Genomic DNA, 20,446 nt, shown 5'->3' with positions numbered 1-20,446 from the left:
ACATGACGACGAGCTTCGACCGACGTTCAGTACTGAAGATGGGCGGTGGCCTGTTGGCTGCCTCCGCGTTCCTGCCGAGCCAGGCCTTGGCCCAGTCGACTGCGATCAACTACTGGCACACCTTCACCAGCCAGTCGGAAGCCGCAGGGCTGCAGGCGGTGCTCGACCTGTTCAAGGCCGCGCACCCCGACATTGCGGTAACGCCCGAGAACATCCCCAACCCCGAGTTCATGGCAAAGATCACGGCGGCCGTGGTCGGCGGCAGCCGCCCGAACGTGACGATGGTTTCGTCCGAGCGCTTCGAGGACCTGCTTGCGATGGGCGCGCTGATCGACATGACGGACCGCATCGCCGGCTGGGAGCGGCGTGGTGACTTCGACGACAAGCGCTTCGCCTCCATAACCAAGGATGGCAAGAGCTACGGTGTGCCCGGCTTCACGTTCGTCGACTGGGGCTACTATCGCAAGGACTGGTTCGATGAGGCCGGCCTGGCCGCGCCGACCACCTATGACGAGTTCCGCGATGCGGCGATCAAGCTGACCGACGCGAGCAAGGGCCGTTATGGCTTCGGACTGCGCGGCGGCCCGGGCGGCCAGAACTTCGTGGTCAACGTGATCGAAGCGTTCGGGTCGCCGGTGAAGCACGAGGACGGCTCGATCGGCCTCGACCGCGACATCGTCGTCAAGGCGCTCGACTGGTACTCGGGGCTGCTGGTCAAGGACAAGGCCGTGCCGCCGAGCGCCGCGAACGATGGCTTCCAGCAGATCATCTCCGGCTTCCAGACCGGGCAGACCGCGATGATCTGGCATCACACCGGCTCCTACCAGGACATCGCGTCCAAGCTGAAGCCGGGCGTGGAATTCGGCACGTTCGCGATGCCGGCCGGCCCAGCGACACGGGTGGCGCGCCTCGCCTACGCCTACAACTGCATCACCAAGGAAGAGGGTGCGGATGCGGCGTGGGAGTGGATCAAGTTCTGGGGCGAGCCGGATGCCGCCGTCGCCTTCCTCGAAAAGACCGGCTACATGCCGGCCTCGACCGTGGCGGCGCAGGACCAACGCATCGTCGGCAACCCGATGTACAAGGCCGCAGCGGATACGCTCGGCTTCGGCATTCCGCAGCCAAGCTTCCCGGGTGCGGCCGGCTGGGCACAGAACACCGTGCTGCCGGCCCTGCAGCAAATCCTGATTGGGCAGGCGACGCCCGACCAGGCTGCAGACCAGATCATCGAGGGGCTGGCCGCGGCCATCGCCTGATGCTTCGGGCGGCCGGTGCACCCGGCCSCCCTTCTCCCCGACCCGATCAAAGCCAAGTCTAAGTTGTCGCGCTTCCGAACCGGAAAAGTCTGCAACTTTTCCTGGAAGCCCTCCAAGGAGCCTTGATGAGCCGAGGCCATGCCATGGCAACGCTGCCGCCGCCGCGCTCCACCTGGGACGCGATCAATCCAATGCGGCTGCTCGGCGAGCTTTCCGAGACGCGCTACTGGATGTATCTGCTGCTGCTGCCGAGCGCGCTGCTGATCACGGCGATCGTGCTGTTTCCCACCGTCTACGGCTTCCAGCTCAGCTTCACCGAAATGCGGCTCAACCGGCCCGCCGGCAACGGCGCGTTCGTCGGGCTCAAGCATTACCAGCGCATGTTGGCCGACCCGATCTTCTGGCTGTCGCTGCGCAATACCGCGGTGTGGGTGACCTTCTCGATCGTCATCGAATTCGTCGTCGGCCTCGTCGCCGCGCTGGCGCTCAACCGCAACCTGCCGGGCGGCAAGATTTTCGCAGTACTGATACTCGTACCCTACTTCCTGCCCAACGTGGTGGCGGGCAACATGTGGGCGCTGATGCTCGACAGCCGCGTCGGCGTCATCAACGATATCCTCGTCAATATCGGCCTGCTCGACAGCTACAAGGCGTGGTTCGCCGATCCGAACACGGCGATGGCGACCGCGATCTTCGTCGAGGCCTGGCACAGTTTCCCGTTCTTCACGCTGCTGATCATGGCGGGGCTCAAAGGTATCCCGACCGATCTCTACAAGGCGGCCGATATCGACGGGGCAGGGGCGTTCGCACAGTTGCGGCTGATCACCCTGCCGATGCTCCGCACAATCATTGCCGCGGCGGTGATCCTTCGTGTCATCGGCCTCGTCAATTCGCCTGACCTGCTGCTGATCCTGACGCAGGGCGGCCCGGGGCGGTCGACGCAGGTGCTGTCTCTCTATGCGTTCCAGAACGCTTATTCGGATTTCAACTTCGGCTACGCGGGCGCGCTGTCGGTGGTGATGTTCGTCTTACTGATGCTGTTCGCCTGGGCCTATATCCGGCTCAGCAAGGTCAACCAGGATTAGCGCCATGGCCCAGACCCGCACCAGCTCCAACCTTACCTGGAACATCCTCAGCTACGCCGTGCTGGTCGTCCTCGCGCTGCTCAGTATCGGCCCGCTGCTGTGGATGCTGCTGACCTCGTTCAAGGTCGACGACGACATCGTTACCCGCACGATGGTGTATTTCCCCACCCGCTTCACGCTCGAGAACTACATCAAGCTGTGGAACCAGTCGGGCTATCCGGTCCTCGTGATCAACAGCCTCGTCACCACCACGCTGACGGTAGCGATCTGCCTGTTCACCGGCACCATCGCCTCATACGCCTTCTCGCGCTTCAACTTCCCGGGCCGCATGCCGCTGATGCTGGGCTACCTCATCGTCCGCATGTTCCCCGCGGTGCTCATGATCATCCCGCTGTTCATCGTGATGCGGAATCTCGGGTTGTTCGACACCAGCCTCGGCCTCGCCGTCGCCTATACGAGCTTCCTGCTGCCGCTGTTCGTCTGGATGCTGAAGGGCTTCTTCGACGCGGCGCCCAAGGAGCTCGAGAGCGCGGCGCGCATCGACGGCTCGACCCGCATCGGGGCGATGTTCCGCATCGTCATCCCGATCGCCCGCAACGGACTGGTCGCCACCTGCGTGTTCGTCGCCATCGCGGCGTGGAACGAGTACCTGTTCGCGCTGATGCTGACTTCGAGCACCGGCTCGCGCACTTGGCCGGTCGGGTTGCAATTGATGGTCGGCGAGTTCCAGCTGCCCTGGGGTATGCTCGCTGCCGGCGGCATCATTTCCATCTTGCCGGTGATCGTTCTCTTCGCGCTGGTGCAACGCGTCATGGTCGCCGGCATCACCGCCGGCGCAGTCAAGGGTTAGCGGCAATGGCCACGTTATCGATCAAGGGCGTCCGCAAGAGCTTTGGCGCAGTCGAGGTGCTCGAGAATATCGACATCGACCTCGAGGATGGCGGCTTCCTCGTGCTGCTGGGTCCATCCGGGTGCGGTAAGTCCACGCTGCTGTCGATCATCGCCGGGCTGGAGCCGAGTTCGGGCGGCGACATCATCATCGGCCAGCGCAACGTCAACAATGTGCATCCCAAGGATCGCAACATCGCCATGGTGTTCCAGTCCTACGCGCTGTACCCGACCATGCCGGTGCGCCGGAACATCGGCTTCGGCCTCGAGATGCGGAAGGTGCCGACCGCCGAGCGGGATGCGGCGGTGCAGCGTGCCGCTGAGCTGCTGCAGATCGAGCACCTGCTCGACCGGAAGCCCGGCCAGCTGTCCGGCGGGCAGCGGCAGCGCGTCGCCATGGGCCGCGCCATCGTGCGCAACCCGGAGCTGTTCCTGTTCGACGAGCCGCTGAGCAATCTCGATGCGAAGCTGCGGGTCGAGATGCGGACCGAGATCAAGCGGCTGCATGACCGGCTGGGGACCACTACGGTTTACGTCACGCACGACCAGGTCGAGGCGCTGACGCTTGGCACCAAGGTGGCGGTGATGAAGGGTGGGGTGATCCAGCAGCTCGCGGACCCCGAGACAATCTACGACCGGCCGGCCAACATGTTCGTCGCCGGGTTTATTGGCTCGCCGACGATGAATTTCCTCAAGGGCACGCTGGAGCAGGGGGCTAGCGGGCTGGTGCTGAACCATGCCGCCGGAACGCTGGCGCTTGCCGGTTTGCAGCAGGACGTGGGCGCGTTTTTCGGGCGCGAAGTCGTCGCCGGCATACGGCCGGAGACGCTGAACGCCGGGCAGGGCGGCGCGACGCTCGAGGGTATCGTCGATGTGGTTGAGCCCACCGGGCCGGACACGATGGTGATCGCCAGCGTCGGCGGGCAGTTGATTACGGCGCGGCTCGGACCCAAGGACCGGCCGAAACCGGGTGAGACGCTGACGTTCAGCGTCGATACGGCGGCGATCAACCTCTTCGATCCTGTATCGGGCGACCGGATCTAGAAGACACTGCTCTTGTCGCCGCCCCCTCCACCGGCTTCGCCGGTTCCCCTCCCCCGCCACGCGGGGGAGGATCAGGTGGCCCGGCGCTGCGCCAGGTAAATGTGGTCGCAGGCCAGCACGGTTTCGCCGCGCTGGTTCAGCACGCGGACCTGCTCGGTGATGCGGCCGTGTTGCGGACGCTTGGGATCGGGGTCGAGCGTGGTGATGGTGAGTTCGGCGTGGATGGTGTCGCCGATAAACACCGGCTTCGGAAACCGCAACCGCTCGAAGCCGTAGGTGAAGGCGAGGGGGTTGATCTCGGTGGCGGTGAGGCCGATGCCGATGGCGAAGGTCATGGTGCCGTGGGCGATGCGCTGGCCGAACTCCGAGCCCTTCATGAACTCGGCGTCCATGTGGTGCGGGAAGAAATCGCCGGTGTGGCCGGCGTGGACGACGAAATCGGTCTCGGTGATGGTGCGGCCGGAGGTTTTGCGGACCTCGCCGATGACGTAGTCCTCGAAGTGGCGCGGCCGCTCCATCAGAAACTCTCCCGGAACATGCGGTTCAGGTCGGCGACGATCGCCGCCGGTGCCTCGCGGCCGATGAGGCCGGCGTTGAGGCGTTTGCTGGCGGCATCCTGGAAGGCCATGTAGCCGGTGTGGCGCGGGCGGACATAGGCGGCTTCGAGGGTTTTGCGGGTGTTGCGGTAGAAGTTGCCGGTGGCGGCGTTGACCGCGTCATCCTCCCAGGCGGTGGCGTGGCCGGGTTGGCCGCCGGAGCTGGCATAGAGGCCGGCTTGCACCGGGCCGGAGGCGACCCAGTAGGCATAGTCGATTGCGGCGTCGCGGTTCTGCGAGAAGGCGGAGACAGCGATACCGGTGCCACCGAGGGCGGAGCCCGCGGCGTTGGGCAGCGGGATATCGGCGAAGGTCAGCGTGCGTTGGCGGAAGCCGGGGACGGCGTAGCTGACATAGCCGTAGCCGAGGGGCATCAGCGCGACTTTCGCATCCAGGCGGGCCATGGACTCGGACGCGGCGATGGGGTCCATGGCGAAGTTGGAGGGTTCGAGGTGCTGCGCCACTTCCGCCAGCATCTCGATAGCCCGGATGCCTGCCGTTTGGTCGATCAGCTCGCCCTGCTCGACCGAGCAGGGGTGGCCGAGATTGGCGGAGAGGGTGAAGAAGCTCATCATCGAATGTGGCGGCAGCAGTGGGAAGGTCACGTGGCCGGCCTTCGCGAGTTCGACCACGCCCGCCCAGTCGTTCGGCGCATCGATCAGGTCGGCGCGGTAGGCCATAACCTGCGCTGCGGCGTCGATCGGGAAAGCCCATTGGTGGCCGGCATACTCGTAGCTCGGGTGGCTCTGGCCGACCGAAGCCTTGGCCAACGCCTCGCGCTCTGCCTCGCGGCCGGACACGTCGATCGGGGCGAGGCAGTTTTCGGCGACGACCTGGCCGACATGCGGGTGGTCGATGACGATCATGTCGTATCGCCGCGCCAGTTCCTCTACCGGGAAGGACTCGAAATCCTGGAGGCTCCGCTTGTCCCATTCGATGGCGACACCGGTCTTTTCGGCCCAGGCCTTCGCCGTCGCGACCATCGGGTCGTAGCCGCGCGGGTGGTTCCAGGTCATGCCCTTGAGGGTCGTCACAGTCCGAACTCCTTTCGGATGGCGGCGCTCTGTTCGCCGATCAAGGGCGCGGCGCGGTGGGTCTGGGTGCGCTTGCCGTCGATGCGGAGCGGCGAGCGGGTGGTGAGGATGGCAACGCCATCGTCGCGGGTGACGGTCTGCAGCATGTCGAGGGCCTTGAAGCCTTCGCTCTCCATAAGCTCGGGCCATTCGAGCACCTTGGCGCACCAAATGTCGGCGGGCTCGAGCAGGTCGAGCCAGTGGGCGGTGGGCTGGGTCTCCAGTTCGCGCGAGATGATGGTCTTGATGGCGTCGCGCTCGCTAAACCAGCTCTTGGGACTGCCGGCATAGGGATCGAGCGCCGCGAGTTGCAGCAGGTCGCGGAGCTTGCCGAGCGGGGTCATGGCGAGGGCGAGCCAGCCGTCGGCGGTGGGGTAAACGCCGTAGGGGGCCGAGAGATAGGCGTGAGCGGAGCGGAACTCCGAGCGCTTGGGCTTGCGGCGGCCATCGTTGAGATGGGTGGTCAGCACCTCGAACTGGAAATCGACCAGCGCTTCGAGGAGGCTGGTCTCGACATGCGCGCCTTGGCCGGTGCGGCCCTTGCGGACCAGTGCCGCGAGGATGCCTTGCGCCACCGCGGCGCCGGCCAGCATGTCGGCAATGGCCAGGCCGAAGGGGACGGGCCCCTGGTCGTGGTCGCCGTTGAGCCACATGACGCCGGAGCGGGCCTGGGCCAGGAGGTCCTGGCCGGGGCGCTGCGCCCACGGACCTTCCTCGCCATAACCTGTTATGGAGGCGTAGACGATGCCGGGGTTGATGAGCTTCACCGCCTCGTAGTCGAGGCCGAGGCGTTCGATGACTCCGGGGCGGAAGTTCTGCAGCATGACGTCGGCACAGCCGATGAGCTTGCGGAGAGCAGCGAGGTCGTCGGGGTTCTTCAGGTCGAGCGCCAGGCTTTCCTTGGACCGGTTGATGGCGTGGAAAATGGTGCTATCGCCGCCGATCTCGGTGTCCGAGAGATAGAGCCGCCGGCTGAGATCGCCACCGTCCGGCCGCTCGATCTTGATGACCCGCGCGCCGAGGTCCTGCAGGCGCAGCGAGGCGTAGGGGCCGGAGAGGAACTGGCAGAGATCGACGACGAGCACGCCGTCGAGGGGGAGGGTCATGGGGCGGCTTTCACTGTGGTGGCCGGTTTGGCGGCGGACTCGAAGGCGGCTTCGGCGAGCGCCATGGTGTGCCAGGCGTCCTCGACCGAGGTGACCAGCACTGCGTCCTCGCCGGCGGCGTAGCGCTGCAGGTTGCTCATGGTGCCGATGAACGCATGAGGGAACCAGTGGCCTTGCAGCGGCACCTGGGTCCAGTCTTCTCCGCGGCGGGTGATCCAGAGTTCGTCGGGCTCGCCCTCGGGATATTTCAGCAGCACGCCCAGCTTCACCATGGCGGCGCCTTCGGTGCCTTCGCAGCGGAAGCTGGCGTCCTGGAAGCGGCGCCCGAAATCGTGGTTGTGATTGATCGAGAATAGCACACGCTGGTCTGGCGCGAAGTCGAACAGGGCCGAGGTGCGCGTCTGGGCCAGGTCGGTCGAGGGGTGCCCGACGCTGCGGGCGTGGACGCCCACCGGGTTGCCCATGAGGGCACGGAGCGTGTCGAGATAGTGGATCGAGTGCACCGCGATCTCGACACGCGGCATGCCCTTCAGGAATGGGAACAAATGCCAGGGGGTAAGGAGGTTGAGGTGCACCTCGACGTCGATGAGCCTGCCGAGCCAGCCGCGCTCGAGCGCATCGGCGACAGCCAGCATCTGCGGTGAGAACCGCCCCTGGAAGTTGACGGCGGCGACGAGGGATTTTTGCCTGCAGCGCTCGAGGATGGCGGTGGCTTCGGCGAGATCGCGGCCCATTGGCTTCTGCAGCAGCACCGTGGCGCCATCGGGGAGTTTTGGCAGCACGTCGAGATGTGCGCCGGGCGGCAGGGCGAGATCGTAGACCGCATTGGGCGTGGCGATGGCTTCGTCGAGCGTCGCGAAGGCTTGGGTCTCCCACTTCGCTGCCACCTGCTTGGCGCGATCGGCATCAAGGTCGAACATGCCGGCCACCGGAAAGTTGGCGAGCTTGTAGGCCGGCAGGTGGGCATCGGTGACGATGCCGCCGGCGCCAATGATGACGATCGGCCTGGGCGTGCTCGGCCGAGGCCAGCTCTGCCGGAGCTCTTCGACTGCGATGCTCAACGCAACTCCCTCAGCCGCTATTCGCAGCCTATTCTTCTGTGAATGAGCATTTCACATATGAGCCAGCGGGGCAACGCTGATATATCAGAGCCGGTAGAGGCGCTCGGCGTTGCGGTGGAAGAGTTTTGACTGTTCGTCGGGGCTGGCGGTGGCGACGATCTCCTTGGTCGCGGCGACCCAGCGGCCGAGGTCGGCGGTGAGGGTCAGCACCGGATAGTCGGAGCCCCAGACCACCCGGTCCCAGCCGAAACACTCGATGATGTGCTCTGCGAACGGGCGCAGATCGGCGGTGGTCCAATCTGGGGCAGCGTACGCGATGATGCCCGAGATCTTGGCCGCGACATTGGGAAGTGCGGCGAGCGCCTTGATCTCGCGCCGCCACGGATCGAGCGCTCTGGCCGCGACGTCGGGCATGCCACAATGATCGAGCACGAATTGCACGCCGGGGCAGCTCTCGACGAGTTCACGACCCACTGGCAGTTGCTTGGACAGCACGCAGAGATCGAACGGCAGGTGCTTGTCGGCGAGGCGGCGGAGATTGGCGCGGAACAGCTCGCCCTGGCTCAGTTCATTGGGGGAGGTGTGGAGGATACGGCGGAAGCCTTTCACACCTTTCATTGCAGAGAGCCGATCGAGATAGGCAGGGAAATCGGGGCTCTCCGGTCGGCAGGCGGCGATGGCGCCGACGACGAGCGGATGCACGTCGAGGGCGTGGCGCGTCTCGGCTTCCATGTCGGCCTCGGCGACGTCTACCTCCATGTGCAGCGCGGCTTCAATGCCCAGCTTTTCCGCCTCGGCAGCGTAGGTTTCGGCCGGCCAGGCGCGGTTGAGCGAGCCCGCTCCGGCGAGCCACGGGTACGTGAAGCGGTCCATGTGCACCAGATGCAGGTGGGTATCGACGATGCGCATGTTTGCCTCCCATTTACGTTTTCCGGACCATAGTCGGGCGCCGCAGGAGCGGCTATTACGCGTTCGTCGACAGCCGGTTACGGCCATGTCGTGATCGTGGATGCCGCAAAATCGCCTCATAGAAGCCGCCGTTTGACGGTTGCTTGGTATTGCGAATTAGGCGGGAGGTGTCCCGCCGTGGTGGGAGGGCTCCCATCGGGCACGGCGGATCGGCCGGAGTTCACCACAGCAGCCGCTCGGGGCCACGAGCGGAGGTGCACTCACAGCGTCCGCCGAGGGCAGGGGTAGTCGGGACTGTTACAGCGGCGGGTAAAAATCGGTCTGGCCATGCTGGCCCTGTCGCCATTGCTGGTGCCGGGCGCATCGGCGTTCGAGTTCTTCGGCATCAAGCTGTTCGAGGACCAGAGTGAGATCGACGCCGACGCGGTGATCGGCGATCCACAGACTTTTACGGCTACGCTGGAAACGACCGCGACAGGCGATGTCGAGAGTGCCATCCGCAACGCGTCGGCGCTGATCGCGGACCAGGGCGCGCCGGCTTCGGGTGCGGCGGGGCTGCTGGCCAAGGCGCGCAGCGACTACCGGCGGATTCTCGCGGCGCTCTACAACCAGGGCTACTACGGCGGAAAGATCAGCATCCTGGTCGGCGGCAGGGAGGCAGCGAACCTGCCACCGGACGCCGAACTGTCTGATCCGGTGGCGGTGGTGCTGAAAGTCGATGTCGGGCCGTTGTTCCGCTTCGGCAACGTCAATATCGCGCACCGCGCGCCTCTTGCCTCCGACGATGGCGACAGGGTCGAGGCACCGGAAGTCGCGGGTTTTGGCGCTGGGCTTGTGGCTAGGGCAACTGTCGTGGCGCGGGCCGAGCAGCTGGCCGTCGAGGCGTGGCGGCAGCAGGGTTACGCGGAGGCCGAAGTGGTGGACCGCAAGGTCGTTGCGGACCATGCGACCGACACGGTCGACGTGACCATCACTGTGGCGCCGGGTCGGCATGCGACGGTTGGCAATATCGGAGTCAGCGGCACCGACCGCATGGATCCGGCATTCGTGGCGCAACAGACCGGGCTCAATCCGGGCGCCGACTACGACCCCGACGACATCGCGCGAGCCGAAAAGCGGCTGGCGCGGCTCGATGTGTTCCGTGCCATGCGGATCGAGGCGGCGGGCGTCATCGGCAATGATGGCGTGCTGCCGTTCAACGTGATTGTCGAGGAGCAGGCAGAGCGGCGGTTTGGCGTTGGCGCCACCTACTCGACCATCGACGGGCTCGGGCTCGAGGGCTTCCACCTGTGGCGCAACCTGTTCGGGCGGGCCGAGCGGCTGCGGCTCGACGCGAAGGTTGCGGGCATCAACTGGCCGATCGCCACCGAGGAGTTCGACTACGCGTTTGGCGGCACCTTCACCAAGCCGGGCTTCCTCAACCCGGACAACGACCTCGTCGCGGCGATTTCGGCCGAGCGCAGCGTGCTGCCGGCCTATACCGAGACCTCGGCGTCGGCGCGGGTGGGGATGACGCAGTATCTCACCGACCAGCTGACGCTGGATGGTGCGGCCTATTACGAGCGCTCGCTGTTCGAGGATGATTTCGGCACGCGCAATTTCTCGCTCGTGGGGCTGACCGGCGGGCTGATCTGGGATGCGCGGGACAACTCGTCTGACGCGACCGAGGGCTTTTACGTCAACGTGACGGCCGAGCCGTTCTACGAATTCTACTACGGCAACCCGGCGTTCCGGACCACGGCCGAGGTGCGCGGTTATCTCAACGTGATGGGCGATGGACAAATGGTGCTGGCGGGCCGCGCCAAGGTCGGCGCGCTGGTCGGGCCGGCGCTGGACGAGATTCCACCGGACCGGCTGTTCTTCGCCGGCGGCGGCGGGTCGGTGCGCGGCTATGGCTTCAAGAGCATCGGCGTCGATGGGCCGGGCGATACCGTCACCGGCGGCAAGTACCTGGTCGAGGGCTCGCTCGAGGCGCGCTACAAGGTCACCAACGATATCGGCGTCGTCGCCTTTGTCGATGGCGGTTACGTCGCGGCGGACAGCTTGCCGGGGCTGGATCAGCTGCGGCTCGGCGTCGGCGCGGGTGTCCGTTATTACACCGGGCTCGGGCCGCTGCGGCTCGATGTGGCTGTGCCCCTCAACAAGCGCCCGGGCGATCCGGATTACGCGCTCTATGTCGGCATAGGACAGGCGTTTTGAGACGGGTCCTCGCCATCGGCATGATGCTCGGGTTCGGCCTGTTGGCCGCGGTGCCGCTCGTCGCGCAGGACCAGGCGCAGATGACGGCCGAGCAGCAGAAAGACTGGTTCGTCGGCTTCGTCGAGGGGCAGCTCTCGACGCCCGAGCGGCAGATACGCATCTCCAATATCGATGGCATGCTGTCGTCGACCGCCTCGATCCGCGAAGTCACCATCTCCGACACGGAGGGGGTGTGGCTGCGCGTCAACAATGCGGCGATCGACTGGGACCAGGGCGCGCTGTTCACTGGCCGGCTGCTGGTGCGCGCGCTGACGGCCGAGAGCATCGAGTACCTGCGCAACGCGGTGCCGAGCCGCGCGGCGGATCCCAACCTGCCGGCGCCGGAAGCTGCGCCGCTGGCGATCCCGGAATTCCCGGTGGCGATCCAGCTCGACAAGCTGAGCGTGCCCAAGGTGACGTTCGGCGAGAACGTCTTCGGGCTTGGGTCGGAGATCTCGGTCGATGGCCGGTTCCGGCTCGAGGGCGGCTCGCTCGATACGGCACTGAATATCGTCCGGCTCGATGGGCCGGGCGGGAAGCTCGACGTGGCCGTGGCCTACAAGAAGGCCGAGAATAGCATCGATGTCGGTGTGACGCTGACCGAGCCGCCCAACGGCATCCTCGCCAACCTCCTCAACATCGAGGGCAGACCGGAGATGGCGCTGGCGGTGAACGGCTCCGGGCCGGTCGCCGACTTGCGGACCACCATGACGCTCGATGCTGGCGGGAAGCGGGCGCTGGAGGGGCTGGCGACGATCGCGCAGAAGCCCGAGGGCTTTGCGGTCGAAGCTGATCTCGGCGGGCCGATCGGAATGCTGGTGGCGCCGGCCTATCAGGCGTTCTTCGGGGCGCAGACCTCGCTCAAGGCATCGGCGCTGGTGCGCTCGGCGGGCGGTGTGGAGATTTCGGGGCTGAAGCTGAGCGGCGGGCAACTGGGGCTCGAAGCCTCAGCGGCGACGACCGCCGACGGTTTCCTCAGCAAGCTGGACCTGTCGGCCGTGATCGCCGATCCCGGCGGTGGGCGAGTGATCCTGCCGGCGCCGGGCGCCGCGACGACCATCGAGAGCGCGACGCTGAAGGTGGATTTCGGCGGGGCGGGGAGCGACGACTGGTCGGCCGACCTCGTCGCCAAGGGCTTTGCCAATGGCGGGCTCAGGGCGAGCGAAGTGGCGCTGCGCGGCAACGGTGTCGCCAGCAACCTCGGGGATCCGGCGAGCCGGCGGCTGACCTTCAATGCCGACGGCATGGTGTCGGGGATTGTCTCCAGCGATGCGGATATACAGGCGGCGCTGGGTGATAGCGCCGGGCTTGGCCTTGCGGGGCTGTGGAATGCCGGCGAACCGCTGCAGCTGGCGCAGTTCAAGCTGGTCGGCAAGGCGCTGACGCTTGCTGCGGTGGGGAAGGTCGACGACAGCGTGTTTGACGGCACGATGGAGATTAAGACCAGCTCGATTTCGCCATTCTCGGGCGTCGCCGGGCGCGATCTCGATGGCGCGATGGCGCTGACCGCCACCGGCACCGTGAGCCCGCTGATCGGCGGCTTCAACCTCAAGCTCGATGGCACGGCGCAGAACCTGGCGCTGTCCGAGCCGGCGCTCGATGCAGTGCTCGCAGGCACGGTGAAGCTCAGCGGACGCGTGGCGCGAACCGAGCAGGGGCTCGAAGCCGAGGCGTTCCGGATCGCCAACGACAAGGTGCAGATCGACGCCGACGGCACCTTTGCGACCGGCGCGGCGGATTTCCGCTTTACCGCTGCGCTTGCGGATCTGGCTCTGGTGTCGGACCAAGCCAAGGGCGCGCTGACGCTCACCGGCACCGCCAAGGGCAAGGGCGCGATTGGACTCGACGTTGCGGCCAAGGTGCCAAGCGGGGCGCTGGCCGGCAAATCGCTTTCAGATGCGGCGTTCGGCTTCACCGGGACACTGGCCGAGGACGGCACGCTGACCGGGCAGCTCAAGGGCGACGCATTCCTCGATCGCTTCCGCGTGGCGCTTGGCGGTGACGTGGCGGTGGACGCGACGACCAAGCGGCTCACTGGATTGCGTCTCGAGGCCGGGCCGACGCTGGTCACCGGCGATGTGGTGCAGGATGCTCAGGGGCTGCTGACTGGCGCACTGAAGCTCGCGTCACCCAACGTCACCACGGCGGCGGCGCTGCTGCTGCTCGATGCGAGCGGCAGTGCCGACGCGTCGATCACGTTGACCCCGGCCGCCGGCAAGCAGAATGCCGAGATCGCTGCATCTGTCCGCAACCTCTCGGCGGCGGATGTCAGGATTGGATCTGCTGATATCCGGGCGGTGGCCGTCGATCTGTTCGGTGCCGCGTCGATCACCGGCAGCGTCGACGGGCGATCGCTCGCGGCGGGGGATATCACTGTCACCACGTTTAGCGGCACCGCGACCCAGCAGGGCGGCCGGTCGGTGTTCCAGCTCAACGCGGCGGCGAGCGGGTTCGGCGTGTCCTCGATGCAGCTCGCGGCGCGCGGCAACCTTTCGGGCCAGACAGTGACGCTCGAAAGCCTGTCCGCCACCGGCACCAATGGACTGAAGCTCGCTGCGAATGGTCGCGTGCCACTCAGCGGCGGCGGTCTGGCACTGGATGTTCAAGGCTCGGCGCCGTTGGCGCTGGGCAATCGCTTTGTCGCCGATCGCGGCGGGCAGCTCAGCGGCACGGCCGATCTCAAAGCGCGGGTCACCGGCAGCCTCGCCTCGCCGCAGTTCGCGGGCACCGTGTCGACCAGGGGCTCGGGCTATATCGACCCGGCGCTGAACCTGCGGCTGGTCGATATCAACGGCCGCGCCAGCCTTGCCGGCAACCGCATCAACATTGACAGCCTGACCGCGGGGCTTGCTACCGGCGGCTCGATCTCGGTGGGCGGCTCGGTGGGGCTCGGGGGCGGCAATCCGGCGGATATCGCGGTGCGGCTCAACTCGGCGCGCTATGCCGATGGCAGCATGTTCGTCGCCACGGTGTCGGGCGACCTGGCGCTGAAGGGGCGGCTCGATGCCAGCCCGATGCTGTCGGGCAACGTGATGATCGAGAAGGCCGACATCACCATCCCGGACTCGCTCGGCGCAGCCGGCACGATCATCGACGCCAAGCACATCAATGCGTCGAAGCCCGTGTTGGTTACGCTGAAACGGGCGGCGGTGACTGCGTCCGGCGCGCCGATGCCGCAACGGCGGCCATCGGTGGTGCAGCTCGACGTCACGGTCAGCGCGCCCAACCAGATCTTCATCCGCGGGCGTGGGCTCGATGCCGAGGTCGGCGGTTCGGTCCGGCTCACCGGTTCGGTCAACGACATCCGGCCGGTTGGCGGCTTCCAGCTCAATCGTGGACGTCTCGCCATTCTCGGGCAGCGGGTGACGTTCGAGGCGGGCTCGGTGACGCTGGTCGGCGATCTCGACCCGTTCCTCGACTTCACCGCGCGGACCGAAGGCGACGGGATCACGGTGTTTGTGAATGTCACCGGCCGTGTGTCCGATCTCGATATCGGCTTTAGCTCCAACCCGGTGCTACCGGAAGACGAGGTGCTGTCGCGGCTGCTGTTCAAGCGCTCGATGGGCGAGCTGACGCCGATCCAGCTGGCGAAGCTTGCCGGCGCAGCGGCCGAACTCGCTGGCGGCGGTGGCGGCTCGCTGGTCGACTCGCTGCGCGCCAAGGCTGGGCTTGACGATCTCGACGTAGTCACCAATGAGGATGGTAGCCTAGCGGTGCAGGCGGGCGCCTATCTGCAGGACAACATCTATCTCGGTGTGCAGGCCGGGGCCGATGGCAACTCACGGGTCACCGTCAACCTCGACGTGACCGACGACATCAAGGCCAAGGTCTCGACCGGCACAAACGGGGATTCGAGCTTCGGCGTGTTCTACGAGAGCGATTACTGAACGGTCTGACAGGACGCGTTCATCGGCGTGGCAATCCGGCGGCCAAATCGGGGTTGCCGCCGCATTCGAGCCGACCTAGCGTCTCGACATGGCCGACCAGAAACTTCGCAGCTACCGCGGGAAACGCGACTTCTCCAAAACCACGGAGCCCGCCGGCGGAGCCGCCGCGTCCGGCAGCGCCCGCTTCGTCGTCCACAAGCACTCGGCAACTGCCGACCACTATGACCTGCGGCTCGAGCACGATGGCGTGCTGCTGAGCTGGGCGGTGCCGCGGGGGCCGTCGCTCAATCCGGCCGACAAGCGGCTGGCGGTGCACACCGAAGATCACCCGATCGAGTACATTGATTTTGAAGGGGTAATTCCAGAAGGCGAGTATGGCGGCGGGCCGATGATCGTCTGGGATACCGGCGACTGGGCGCCGATGGAGGATGTCGACGCGGGGTTGAGGAAGGGCGGCTTCAAGTTCCGGCTGTGGGGCGAGAAACTCAAGGGCGGCTGGATGCTGACCAAGCTCAAGGGCCGCCCGGGCGACAACGACAAGGAAAACTGGCTGCTGTTCAAGGAGCACGACCCGGCGGTGGATACCGAGACGGACATCCTCGCCGAGCGGCCCGAGAGCGTGAAGTCGGGCCTCACCACCGAGCAGTTGCTCGAAGCGGCAAAACCCAAACCGGCGAAGGCACTTAAGCCTTCCGGCGCGACCGGCGCAGTGAAGGCGCCGCCGCCGCCGCAGGTCGAGCCGCAGCTTGCCTCCGCTGCGACCGATCCACCGAAAGAGGACGCGGCACACTGGGTGCACGAGATCAAGTTCGACGGCTACCGCACCATCGCGCATGTCATCGACGGCAAAGTGCAACTGATCACTCGCAGCGGCATCGATTGGACCAAGCGCTATGGCGACCTGCCGAAGGAGTTCGCCAAGCTCCCGGTCAAGCAGGCGATCATCGACGGCGAGATCGTGGTGCTCGACGACAAAGGCATCTCGCGGTTCTCGGCGCTACAGGACGCGCTGTCGGAAGGTGCCGGGAGCAAGCTGCATTTCTATGCGTTCGACCTGCTCTACCTCGATGGCTACGACCTGCGAGGGGCGGCGCTGATTGATCGCAAGCAGTTGCTGACGCAGCTACTGGGGACGCATGTTTCGGGGCGTTCGGCGATCCAGGTCAGCGACCATGTCGAGAGCAATGGCGATGCGCTGTACGAGCGCGCGTCGGAGCTGGGGCTCGAGGGCATCGTCTCGAAGCGGGCAGATGCGAAGTACCAGTCGGGTCGGACGTCGACCTGGGTGAAGGTGAAGTCGAAGCCGATCGGTGACTTCGTCATAGCAGGTTATACCGTGTCGGCCGCGGCCGGCGGGCTGGCGTCGCTGGCGCTGGCGGAGTTCGTCGATGGCGAGCTCGAATATCGCGGCAAGTGCGGCACCGGGTTCGACGCGCCGATGCTGGCGCAGCTGTTGCGCCGGCTCGAGCCGCTGCAGGATCCGGCGCTGAAGCTGGACGGTGCGCCCAAGGACATTATCTGGGTGCAGCCGGTGCTGCGCTGCCGTGTGCACTACGCAAACATCACCTCGGACAAGCTGCTCCGGCACTCGGTGTTCAAGGGGCTGATCGAGACCGAGTTGACCGCGTCGGAGGCGCCGCGGCAACGGCTGATCACCGATGCCGATCTCGCCTCGATCTCGATCACCAACCCGACGCGGCGGCTGTTCGGCAAGAGCGGGCCGACCAAGCTCGACATCGCGGTGTACTACGCCGCGGTGGGCGATTTCATGCTGCCGCATTTGTTCAACCGGCCGGTGTCACTGTTCCGCTGCCCGACCGGATTGCCCAAGGATTGCTTCTTCCAGCGTCACGCTTTCAAGGGGATGCCGCCGAGCATCAACGTGTTCGAGACGCAGAACTCGGACGAGGAGGACCGGACCTATCTCACGATCGAGGACGCCAAGGGGTATCTCGCGCTGGCGCAGTTCGGGGTGGTTGAGTTCCACGCCTGGGGCAGCCACCTGACGCACCTCGACAAGCCGGATCGTGTCACCTTCGACCTCGACCCCGGCGAGGGGATCGAGTTCCGCGAAGTGGTCGAGGCGGCGGTGCATATCCGAGGCGAACTGGAGGCAATGGGGCTCGTGCCGTTCGTCAAGACCTCCGGCGGCAAAGGGCTGCACGTGGTGTTGCCGATCAACCCAAAGCAGACCTGGAAGCAGGTCCATGCAGTGACCGGCGAGATGGCGGCGGCGCTGGCGAAAACCGCGCCGGACACCTTTGTAACGGTGATCGGCGAGAAGAACCGGAAGCGCCGGATCCTAATCGATATCCATCGAAATGCGCGCAGTGCGACGGCGGTATCGCCCTATTCGCTGCGGGCGCGGACCAACATGCCGGCCTCTACTCCGCTCGATTGGCGCGACCTCGAATCCATCGACGCTCCGGTCGATTTGAACTACTCTACGCTTCCAGGATTATTAACCACGTCCGGTGATCCGTGGGCGGAGATTAACGAGTTCGCCCGGGATTTACCTGCATTATCAAAGGCTGGACGTAGTACGCGCGTTTAGGAGGCGAAGGTGGCACCCAGGGCAAGCTGGAAGGGCTATATCAAGCTGAGTTTGGTCAGCTGTCCGGTGAAGATGTTTCCGGCGACGAGTGCGTCGGAGCGGATCACTTTCAACCAATTGCACAAGGACACCCACAACCGGATCAACATGAAGCCGGTGGACCCCGAACTGGGCCTGGTGGAGCGCTCGGACCTCGTCAAAGGCTACGAGTACGAGGACAAGCAATACATCATCATCGACGAGAGCGATCTCGAAGCGGTGCGGATCGAATCCAACCACACGATGAACATCGAGGCCTTCGTCGACGAGAACGAGGTCGACGTCATCTACCAGGACGCGCCGTATTACCTGGCGCCGGACGGGGCGATGGCGGAGGAGACGTTCGCGGTGCTGCGCGAGGCGATGCGGCAATCAGGCAAGCTCGCCATCGCGCGGCTGGTGCTGACCAATCGTGAGCGGGTGGTGACGATCGGGGCGCGCGAGAACGGCATGTTCGTCACGGTGCTGCGCAACCCCAACGAGGTGCGCGGTACGGCCGAGTATTTCGGCAACATTCCGGCGGTGAAGCCCGAGGCCGAAATGCTGGAGTTGGCTGAAAAGCTGATCGAGCAGAAGGTCAAGAAGTTCGACCCCAAGGATTATGAGGATCGCTATGAGGTCGCGCTGATGGCGATGATCCGCGAGAAGCTCAAGGGTCACAAGCCGATCATCGCGGCGGCGCCGGAACGCGGCAATGTCATCAACCTGATGGATGCGCTGAAGGCGAGCCTGGGACAGGCAAAGCCGGCGGCCCCGAGCAAGGCGAAGGTGGAGACGCCAGCTGCGGCCAAGAAGCCATCGTTGAAGGAAGCCGTGGCGGCGTCGAAGGCTGCGGCGGCAAAACCTGCGGCAGCGAAGAAGAAGGCCTGATCTGGTGCGCTTGGCTGCCCCTCACCCTGACCCTCTCCCCAAAGGGGCGAGGGGACGCTTGGGGCAGGGCTGGCGGATCAGCCCTGGAAGCCTGTAGAATCGGCCAATGCGGAAACCGGACAGCACCGTCGGCATCGTGGGGGGGCTCAGCGCCTTTCCGCGCCGGCTGGCGGCCAAGGCGGTGGCCGGCAAGGGTGGGCGGCTGCGCCGCGGCGTCACGCGCCACACATCGCGCATGGTGCTGGGCCGCACGCTGCTCGACAAGTTCACCGACGCCGAGATCGAGCAGCGCGTCGCGGCGCTGCGCGAGAGCGGCGCGACGCTGATCAGCGAGAACGGGTTCTTGCGCTGGCTCGGGCTGATGAGCGCGCCGGACCAATCCAACCTCACGCGGCAATCGCTGCTCGAGCAATCGAAGCTCGACGGGCGGATGTTCGACCTGCTGGCGCTGTTCGACGCATTCGAGCATGACGCCGAGCCGTTCTCGTTCCGCGACCTGATCCTGTCGCGGAAGTATGCGGGGCTGGTGGCTGGTGGGGCAACCTGGGGGGCGATTGCGCGGTCGGTACATCGGTCGGGGCCGGTGGCGTCGCTGACGGCGATGTCGCTGCACCCGGGCGGGCCGAAGCGGATCCATGCGCTGTTCGGCGATGATCGAGCTGAACTCGACGGGCAGCGGCTGTTGGCGCTGGCGCCGATCGAGGACGAGTCCGAGGAGTATTTCTCGCTGGCTGAGGCGGCGGAGGCGGCGGGGCTGTTTGCCGAGGCGGCGGTGCTTTACGGGCACTGCCTGTCCATCGATCCGAACGACTCCGTCGCGGCCTATAATCGGGCCAATTGCCTGAAGGCGGCGAACGACAACTCCGAGGCGGCGAACGCCTATATGCAGGCGATCAAGCGCGACCCGGATTTCGTCGAGGCGTGGTTCAACTATGCTGGGCTGCTGCGCGAGGAGGGCAAGATCGCCATCGCGCGCCAGCACCTCGTGACGGCGATTGAGATCGACGCCGACTATGCCGACGCGATCTACAACCTTGCGACGCTGGAATACGATGCCGGCAATCTGAGTGAAGCGCGGCGCTGGTGGGTGCGCTATCTCGAACTCGACCAGGACTCGGAATGGGCGAAGACCGCATCGCGCGGCATTGCCTACGCGGACCTCCACACACGGAAATCGGCGGGCTGATGGCGACGAACTTCCTCTTCGATGGGCCCGAGGACGCGCGGGTCACGATCATGCTGGCGCACGGCGCTGGCGCGCCGATGGACTCGGCGTCGATGAACGCCACGACCAAGGCGCTGGCAGCGGCTGGGTTCCGCGTGGCGCGGTTCGAGTTTGGCTACATGGCGGGCCGTCGGACGGAAGCGGGCAAGAAGCCGCCACCGAAGGCCGAGACGGTGATGCCGGAGTATGTGGCGGCGGTCGACGACCTGGGTCCGACTAACGGACCACTGATCATCGGCGGCAAATCGATGGGCGGGCGGGTCGCGAGCATGATTGCGGATGCCGAGTTCGAGGCAGGGCGGATCGCGGGGTTGCTGTGTCTCGGCTATCCGTTCCATCCGCCTGGGCGGCCGGCGCAACTGAGGACCAAGCACCTGATTGGGCTCAAGACGCCCGCTCTGATCTGCCAAGGTACGCGCGACGAGTTCGGCGTGCCGGACGAAGTCTCGACCTATGGGCTGTCGCCGCAGATCGAGGTGAAGTGGCTCGAGGACGGCGACCATGACCTGAAGCCGCGGAAGGCGATTTCGGGGTTTTCGACGGCCGATCACCTAAAGACGGTGGCAGACAGCTTCACGGCCTGGGTCGGGCGCATCGCGCCGTAGAGCACCAGCT

15 protein-coding genes are annotated in these 20,446 nt (G+C 65.8%); 10 read left to right on the top strand and 5 right to left on the bottom strand.

The features are described from left to right. Positions 1–2 precede the first annotated feature (2 nt). The 4 genes from AC1DYL_RS12185 (at position 3) to AC1DYL_RS12170 (ending at position 4,273) form a co-directional block, all read left to right on the top strand. The gene (locus tag AC1DYL_RS12185) at positions 3–1,256 is read left to right on the top strand and encodes an extracellular solute-binding protein (protein ID WP_477173322.1); all 1,254 of its coding nucleotides are present in this window, start codon (positions 3–5) and stop codon (positions 1,254–1,256) included. Positions 1,257–1,381: 125 nt separating this feature from the next. Then, positions 1,382–2,341 carry a carbohydrate ABC transporter permease gene (locus tag AC1DYL_RS12180; RefSeq protein WP_477173321.1) on the top strand — a complete coding sequence of 320 codons (960 nt, stop codon included), beginning with the start codon at positions 1,382–1,384 and terminating at the stop codon, positions 2,339–2,341. A gap of 4 nt (positions 2,342–2,345) precedes the next feature. After that, the gene (locus AC1DYL_RS12175; RefSeq protein ID WP_477173320.1) at positions 2,346–3,191 is read left to right on the top strand and encodes a carbohydrate ABC transporter permease; all 846 of its coding nucleotides are present in this window, start codon (positions 2,346–2,348) and stop codon (positions 3,189–3,191) included. A gap of 5 nt (positions 3,192–3,196) precedes the next feature. Then, complete coding sequence (locus AC1DYL_RS12170; protein WP_477173319.1) at positions 3,197–4,273, top strand: ABC transporter ATP-binding protein; 1,077 nt, start codon at positions 3,197–3,199, stop codon at positions 4,271–4,273. A 71-nt stretch (positions 4,274–4,344) separates the two neighbouring features. Here the strand turns inward: AC1DYL_RS12170 and AC1DYL_RS12165 are convergent, their stop codons facing one another. From AC1DYL_RS12165 to AC1DYL_RS12145, 5 genes are all read right to left on the bottom strand, one after another. Beyond that, entirely contained in the window at positions 4,345–4,791 is a 447-nt protein-coding gene (locus AC1DYL_RS12165; protein ID WP_477173318.1) for a MaoC/PaaZ C-terminal domain-containing protein, read from the bottom strand. Next, entirely contained in the window at positions 4,791–5,885 is a 1,095-nt protein-coding gene (locus AC1DYL_RS12160) for an extracellular solute-binding protein (RefSeq protein WP_477173366.1), read from the bottom strand. Before AC1DYL_RS12160 ends, AC1DYL_RS12165 begins: the two co-directional genes overlap by 1 nt. Before the next feature lie 14 nt (positions 5,886–5,899). Continuing rightward, positions 5,900–7,048, bottom strand: coding sequence for a CaiB/BaiF CoA transferase family protein (locus AC1DYL_RS12155; protein WP_477173317.1), 1,149 nt, complete (start codon positions 7,046–7,048; stop codon positions 5,900–5,902). Then, the gene (locus tag AC1DYL_RS12150) at positions 7,045–8,109 is read right to left on the bottom strand and encodes a Gfo/Idh/MocA family protein (protein WP_477173316.1); all 1,065 of its coding nucleotides are present in this window, start codon (positions 8,107–8,109) and stop codon (positions 7,045–7,047) included. Before AC1DYL_RS12150 ends, AC1DYL_RS12155 begins: the two co-directional genes overlap by 4 nt. Before the next feature lie 84 nt (positions 8,110–8,193). Continuing rightward, positions 8,194–9,018: an amidohydrolase family protein gene (locus tag AC1DYL_RS12145; RefSeq protein ID WP_477173315.1), complete on the bottom strand. Its 825-nt coding sequence runs from the start codon at positions 9,016–9,018 to the stop codon at positions 8,194–8,196. Between the two features lie 327 nt (positions 9,019–9,345). On the opposite strand from AC1DYL_RS12145, the gene AC1DYL_RS12140 reads away from it, so the two are divergent. The 6 genes from AC1DYL_RS12140 to AC1DYL_RS12115 all read left to right on the top strand — a co-directional run bounded on the left by AC1DYL_RS12140 (position 9,346) and on the right by AC1DYL_RS12115 (position 20,436). After that, positions 9,346–11,217, top strand: a complete 1,872-nt coding sequence (locus AC1DYL_RS12140; RefSeq protein ID WP_477173314.1) for an autotransporter assembly complex protein TamA — start codon at positions 9,346–9,348, stop codon at positions 11,215–11,217. Further along, the gene (locus AC1DYL_RS12135; protein ID WP_477173313.1) at positions 11,214–15,143 is read left to right on the top strand and encodes a translocation/assembly module TamB domain-containing protein; all 3,930 of its coding nucleotides are present in this window, start codon (positions 11,214–11,216) and stop codon (positions 15,141–15,143) included. The genes AC1DYL_RS12140 and AC1DYL_RS12135 overlap by 4 nt, the downstream gene beginning before the upstream one ends. An 88-nt stretch (positions 15,144–15,231) precedes the next feature. Beyond that, on the top strand, positions 15,232–17,697 hold the full coding sequence (gene ligD, locus AC1DYL_RS12130; RefSeq protein ID WP_477173312.1) for a DNA ligase D: 2,466 nt from the start codon (positions 15,232–15,234) through the stop codon (positions 17,695–17,697). A 9-nt stretch (positions 17,698–17,706) separates the two neighbouring features. Then, entirely contained in the window at positions 17,707–18,606 is a 900-nt protein-coding gene (ku, locus tag AC1DYL_RS12125) for a non-homologous end joining protein Ku (RefSeq protein ID WP_477173311.1), read from the top strand. Positions 18,607–18,712: 106 nt separating this feature from the next. Then, positions 18,713–19,792: a tetratricopeptide repeat protein gene (locus AC1DYL_RS12120; protein ID WP_477173310.1), complete on the top strand. Its 1,080-nt coding sequence runs from the start codon at positions 18,713–18,715 to the stop codon at positions 19,790–19,792. After that, positions 19,792–20,436, top strand: a complete 645-nt coding sequence (locus AC1DYL_RS12115; RefSeq protein ID WP_477173309.1) for an alpha/beta hydrolase family protein — start codon at positions 19,792–19,794, stop codon at positions 20,434–20,436. The genes AC1DYL_RS12120 and AC1DYL_RS12115 overlap by 1 nt, the downstream gene beginning before the upstream one ends. Positions 20,437–20,446: the final 10 nt, after the last annotated feature.

The organism is Devosia sp. P1_H9, from assembly GCF_056405135.1.
Note: the sequence above shows the minus strand (reverse complement) of the source record. Positions and strands in the feature narration are given on the sequence as shown.

Excerpts from the sequence above, each read along its gene's own strand:
- AC1DYL_RS12185 (WP_477173322.1), top strand. The coding sequence starts at position 3 with ATGACGACGAGCTTCGACCGACGTTCAGTACTGAAGATGGGCGGTGGC.
- AC1DYL_RS12180 (WP_477173321.1), top strand. The coding sequence starts at position 1,382 with ATGAGCCGAGGCCATGCCATGGCAACGCTGCCGCCGCCGCGCTCCACC.
- AC1DYL_RS12175 (WP_477173320.1), top strand. The coding sequence starts at position 2,346 with ATGGCCCAGACCCGCACCAGCTCCAACCTTACCTGGAACATCCTCAGC.
- AC1DYL_RS12170 (WP_477173319.1), top strand. The coding sequence starts at position 3,197 with ATGGCCACGTTATCGATCAAGGGCGTCCGCAAGAGCTTTGGCGCAGTC.
- AC1DYL_RS12165 (WP_477173318.1), bottom strand. The coding sequence starts at position 4,791 with ATGGAGCGGCCGCGCCACTTCGAGGACTACGTCATCGGCGAGGTCCGC.
- AC1DYL_RS12160 (WP_477173366.1), bottom strand. The coding sequence starts at position 5,885 with ATGACCTGGAACCACCCGCGCGGCTACGACCCGATGGTCGCGACGGCG.
- AC1DYL_RS12155 (WP_477173317.1), bottom strand. The coding sequence starts at position 7,048 with ATGACCCTCCCCCTCGACGGCGTGCTCGTCGTCGATCTCTGCCAGTTC.
- AC1DYL_RS12145 (WP_477173315.1), bottom strand. The coding sequence starts at position 9,018 with ATGCGCATCGTCGATACCCACCTGCATCTGGTGCACATGGACCGCTTC.
- AC1DYL_RS12140 (WP_477173314.1), top strand. The coding sequence starts at position 9,346 with ATGCTGGCCCTGTCGCCATTGCTGGTGCCGGGCGCATCGGCGTTCGAG.
- ligD (WP_477173312.1), top strand. The coding sequence starts at position 15,232 with ATGGCCGACCAGAAACTTCGCAGCTACCGCGGGAAACGCGACTTCTCC.
- AC1DYL_RS12120 (WP_477173310.1), top strand. The coding sequence starts at position 18,713 with ATGCGGAAACCGGACAGCACCGTCGGCATCGTGGGGGGGCTCAGCGCC.
- AC1DYL_RS12115 (WP_477173309.1), top strand. The coding sequence starts at position 19,792 with ATGGCGACGAACTTCCTCTTCGATGGGCCCGAGGACGCGCGGGTCACG.